At 41.7% G+C, this 4,461-nt stretch carries 4 protein-coding genes; all 4 read left to right on the top strand.

Annotation, left to right across the window (positions count from 1 at the left end):
• Nucleotides 1-696 (top strand): class I SAM-dependent methyltransferase (locus Q4A73_RS06905; protein WP_303206722.1); only part of this gene is annotated, 696 nt, incomplete at its 5' end.
• Nucleotides 697-705: 9 nt separating this feature from the next.
• Nucleotides 706-3,039: a PEP-utilizing enzyme gene (locus Q4A73_RS06900; RefSeq protein WP_303206721.1), complete on the top strand. Its 2,334-nt coding sequence runs from the start codon at nt 706-708 to the stop codon at nt 3,037-3,039.
• Complete coding sequence (locus Q4A73_RS06895) at nt 3,030-3,638, top strand: gamma-glutamyl-CDP-amidate hydrolase (RefSeq protein WP_303206720.1); 609 nt, start codon at nt 3,030-3,032, stop codon at nt 3,636-3,638. Before Q4A73_RS06900 ends, Q4A73_RS06895 begins: the two co-directional genes overlap by 10 nt.
• Nucleotides 3,635-4,387: a phosphocholine cytidylyltransferase family protein gene (locus tag Q4A73_RS06890; RefSeq protein WP_303206719.1), complete on the top strand. Its 753-nt coding sequence runs from the start codon at nt 3,635-3,637 to the stop codon at nt 4,385-4,387. The genes Q4A73_RS06895 and Q4A73_RS06890 overlap by 4 nt, the downstream gene beginning before the upstream one ends.
• Nucleotides 4,388-4,461: the final 74 nt, after the last annotated feature.

Here is a 4,461-nt window from a genome sequence, read left to right as displayed (position 1 = left end):
CCGTCCCGCCCCCCCCCCCGGGGGGGGGGGCCCCGTGTCCCCGGCAACTCTAGCTTAAAGGTCGCTGATATCGGTGCTGGGACAGGAAATTTAAGCATAATGTTACTTGAAAGAGGGTGCGAGGTTGTCTCAGTCGAGCCAAACGATGCGATGAGAGAGATAGGTATAGAACGCACTAAGGGACAAAAGATAGAGTGGGTGCGCGCCACAGGCATAGACTCCACGCTTCAAGCTGGGGAATTTGACTGGGTAACCTTTGGCTCAAGCTTTAATGTTATGGATAGAAATGAGGCTTTAGAAGAGGCACATCGTTTGCTTAAAAAGGGCGGTTATTTTTCTTGTATGTGGAATCATAGGGATTTAAACGATCCTATGCAAAAGATCGCTGAAGACACCATAATGGAATTTGTGCCAAATTATACAAGAGGCACGAGAAGAGAGGACCAACGCCCTATCATTGAGAGTCGTAAGGATTTGTTTGATAATATCATTTATTTGGAAGAGGATTTTTATTTCCACCAAAGTATAGAAAATTATATCAATGCGTGGAAAAGTGTGAAAAATCCTTACTGGGATTTAGAACAAGCCGAAGGTGTAGAGCTTTTTGAAAAAATTGCTTCTAAAATTCGTGAGCGTTTGCCTAAGGAATTTGACATTAAATACACCACTCGTTGCTGGAGTGCTAAGAAAATTTAAGGGATAAAAATGGCTTTGAAATTTCAAACTAAGGCTAGAAATTTAGCTTCTTTGGAGGGGAGATTAAAATCTGCTAAAATTTTACCTATGGTGCTAACGACTTTGGAAGATTTAGAAAAGGATACGCCAAAAATCCTTCAAGCAATAAGAAATTTAAAAGCCACCAAACTCATCATCCGCTCTTCTTCTAAGGCGGAGGATAGCACGAAAAATTCAAATGCTGGGGCTTTTTTAAGCCTCGCAAATATCCACGCGCATAATGAAAAAGAGCTTTTAAACGCTCTTTTTAATGTCGGCTCTTCAATGCCCTCTAAAAAAGATGAAATTCTTATCCAACCCTGCCTTGAAAAAATAGAGCTTTGTGGGGTTGGTTTTAGCGTAGATAAAGATAATTTTTCGCCTTATTTTTGCTTACAATATGACAAAAGTGGCTCAAACTCCTCTATAACAGACGGCAGCGCACAAAATGCCTTGACTTATTTTCACTACCGAGAATCTTTGAAATTTAAAGATGAGGATACTAAGAAAATCATTTCTTTGATTAAGGAACTTGAAGCACTTTTTGAGTGTAATTTTTTAGATGTCGAATTTGCTTTTGCGACTTTCAAGGGCAAAAGGGAGCTTTTTTGTTTGCAGGTGAGACCTTTAGTGATGGAGGGGAAAATCAACCTTTTTCATTCTTTACCAAAAGAAGCCTTAGATAGATTTTACAAACGCTTTATTTCTTTACAAGAGCCGCGCCCCCGCGTTTTGGGAGAAAAGGCTATTTTTGGCGTGATGCCTGATTGGAATCCTGCTGAAATCATAGGACTGCGTCCAAAACGCCTAGCTTTTAGCCTTTATAAATATATCATCACGGATAATATTTGGGCGTATCAAAGGGATAATTACGGCTATAAAGACTTGCGCTCTCACCCGCTTATCCACTCGTTTTTAGGAATTCCTTATGTGGATGTGAGACTTTCTTTTAATTCTTTTGTGCCAAAAAGTTTGGACGATAAAATCGCCCAAAAGCTTGTCAATCACTATCTTAATGAGCTTGATTTAAATCACGATTTACACGATAAGATAGAATTTAATATCGTTTTTTCTTGTTATGATTTTAACACCCCACATAAGCTTAAAAAGCTCTTAAAACACGGATTTAATGAAAATGAGCTTAAACGCCTTGAATTTAGCCTTTTAGAGCTTACAAATCATATCATCAATCCAAAAGGACTTTATTTAAAAGACATACAAAAAGCTAAAAAACTTAATGATATTTATGCAAAACTTACAAGCTCGAAGCTTTCTTTACTTGATAAAATTTACTGGCTTTTAGAAGAATGTAAGCGTTATGGCACTTTGCCTTTTGCAGGGGTGGCTAGGGCTGGATTTGTCGCGATGCAAATGCTTAATTCTTTAGTAGAGATAGGCTTTTTTACACAGAAGGAAAGGGCGGATTTTCTTAATTCTCTTCAAACTATAAGCAAAACCTTAAGCTTAGAAAGTGAGAGTTTAAATTCTAAAACAAAACCAGCATTTTTAAAGAAATTTGGGCATTTAAGGGCTGGAACTTACAATATACTCTCGCCTCGTTATGATGAGAATTTTAACGCTTATTTTGAACTGAAACAAAACGAAAATAAAACGAAAACAAAAGAGAAAAAATTTAGCCTAAGTGAGGCTAAAAAAGCCAAATTTCAAAGCCTTTTAGACGAGCACGGGCTTAGCGTGGGGGCGGATGAGTTTTTTAGCTTTTTAAAAGAGGCGATTGAGGGGCGTGAAATGGTGAAATTTGATTTTACCAAGCTTCTTTCGCAAGCCATTGTTTTTATAGGGGAGCTTGGGGAGTATTATGATATTAGCAAAGAAGATATGGCGCACCTTGATATTAATGCGGTATTAAATCTTTACTCAAGCCTTTATTCTCAAAGTCCAAAAGAACAGTTTTTAAGAGAAATTAAGCATTATAAAAAAGAATACGAGCTAACCAAAAGCATTAAGCTTCCGTCTCTTTTAAGCGATGCGGAGCAAATTTTTTCTTTCTTTAGTGCTAAACTCTGTCCAAATTTCATCACGCAAAAAAGCATAGTGGCAAATACGGCACGGGAAAATGAGGAAAACTTAGAGGGGAAAATTGTGTTAATTTACGCAGCTGACCCGGGGTATGATTATTTATTTACTAAAAAAATCGCTGGTTTTATTACCTGCTATGGCGGAGCAAATTCACATATGGCAATAAGGGCTTCCGAGCTAGGACTCCCTGCGGTTATCGGCGTGGGTGAGCTTGACTTTCAAAGATATTTAAAAGCAAGTCGCCTTAAGATAGAGTGCGAAAGTGAGCAAATCTTTTGTTTATAGGAATTTCACAACGCTTACTTTCAAACGAGAGCTATTACGAGCTAAGAGAAGCCCTAGCGCTTGATTGGGGAGAATTTTTTAGAGAAAATTTAAAATCTTTTCTACCTCTGCCGCTTTCTTATGAGATAAATTTTAAGACTTATGCCCCGCATTTAAAAGGCGTGATTTTAAGCGGGGGTAACGACCTCGCCACCCTCAACCCCAGCCCTCTATCCCTCAAACGAGACGCGTATGAGGCGCAGATTCTCACCCACTGCCTTGAGGAAAATTTACCCCTGCTTGGCATCTGCAGGGGGGCACAATTCATCGCGCACTTTTTTGGCTCCACCCTCAGCCCCTGCGAAAATCACACCCAGGAGCATGCCATCCGCCTCACAAACGACACGCAAACGACAATCAACTCCTTTCACAACTACGCCATCGCGACACTCGGGCAGGCTTTAGAGCCCCTAGCCTTCGCAGAGGATGGCACTGTGGAGGCTTTTAGGCACAGGGGCGCGAAAATTTGGGCGCTGATGTGGCACATTGAAAGAGCGAACGGACTGAACGAGCGAAGCATTTTTCGGGAGTGGCTTGAAAATTTAAGGGAGAAAAGATGAAAGCGGTGATCTTAGCGGCTGGCTTTGGCTCAAGGCTCATGCCCCTCACGCAAAGCGTGCCAAAGACTATGGTTGAGTATCAGGGCAGGAGCTTGATCGATTATGAAATTTCAGCCCTCAAAGCGGCAGGAGTGCGTGAAATCGCCGTGGTAGGCGGCTATAAATTTGAAGTTTTGCGGGAATTTTTGAAAAAAAAATTCCAAGTCGATCGCCTTTTTGAAAACAAAAATTACGACAAAACCAACATGCTCGCCACGCTTTTTTGCGCGCGCAAATTCCTGCAAGAGTGCGTTGATGAGGGGCGCGATTTGATCGTATCCTATGCGGACATCGTGTATTTTGAGGACACGGCGCGCAGGCTTTTGGAGGCTAAGGGTGAGCTTTGCATCGTGGTGGATAGGGCTTGGCGTGAGCTTTGGGAGAAGCGTTTTGAAAATCCGCTCGAAGACGCTGAGAGCTTGAAATTTAAAGAGGGCAAAATCATAGAGCTTGGCAAAAAGCCCTCAAGCTACGCCGACATAGAGGCGCAATACATCGGGCTTTTTAAATTTTCTCACGCCTTTTTGCCTGAGGTTTTGGCCTTTTATGATGGGCTAGATAGAAGCGCACTCTATGATGGCAAGGACTTTGAAAACATGTATATGACGAGCTTTTTGCAGGGCATGATCGATAAATTTGGCGGCGCACAGGCCGTGGTGATCGAGGGCAACTGGCGCGAAATAGACTTCAAAAAAGACCTCACAATCTAACCCCCGCACAGAATCCCACCCCAGCCGCGCTCTTGCTCGTGGATTTTTGGGGGCACGCAGCGGGCGATGTGAGC

The sequence above is a fragment of the Campylobacter sp. genome, from assembly GCF_030528245.1.
Taxonomy (GTDB): Bacteria; Campylobacterota; Campylobacteria; order Campylobacterales; family Campylobacteraceae; genus Campylobacter_D.
Note: the sequence above shows the minus strand (reverse complement) of the source record. Positions and strands in the feature narration are given on the sequence as shown.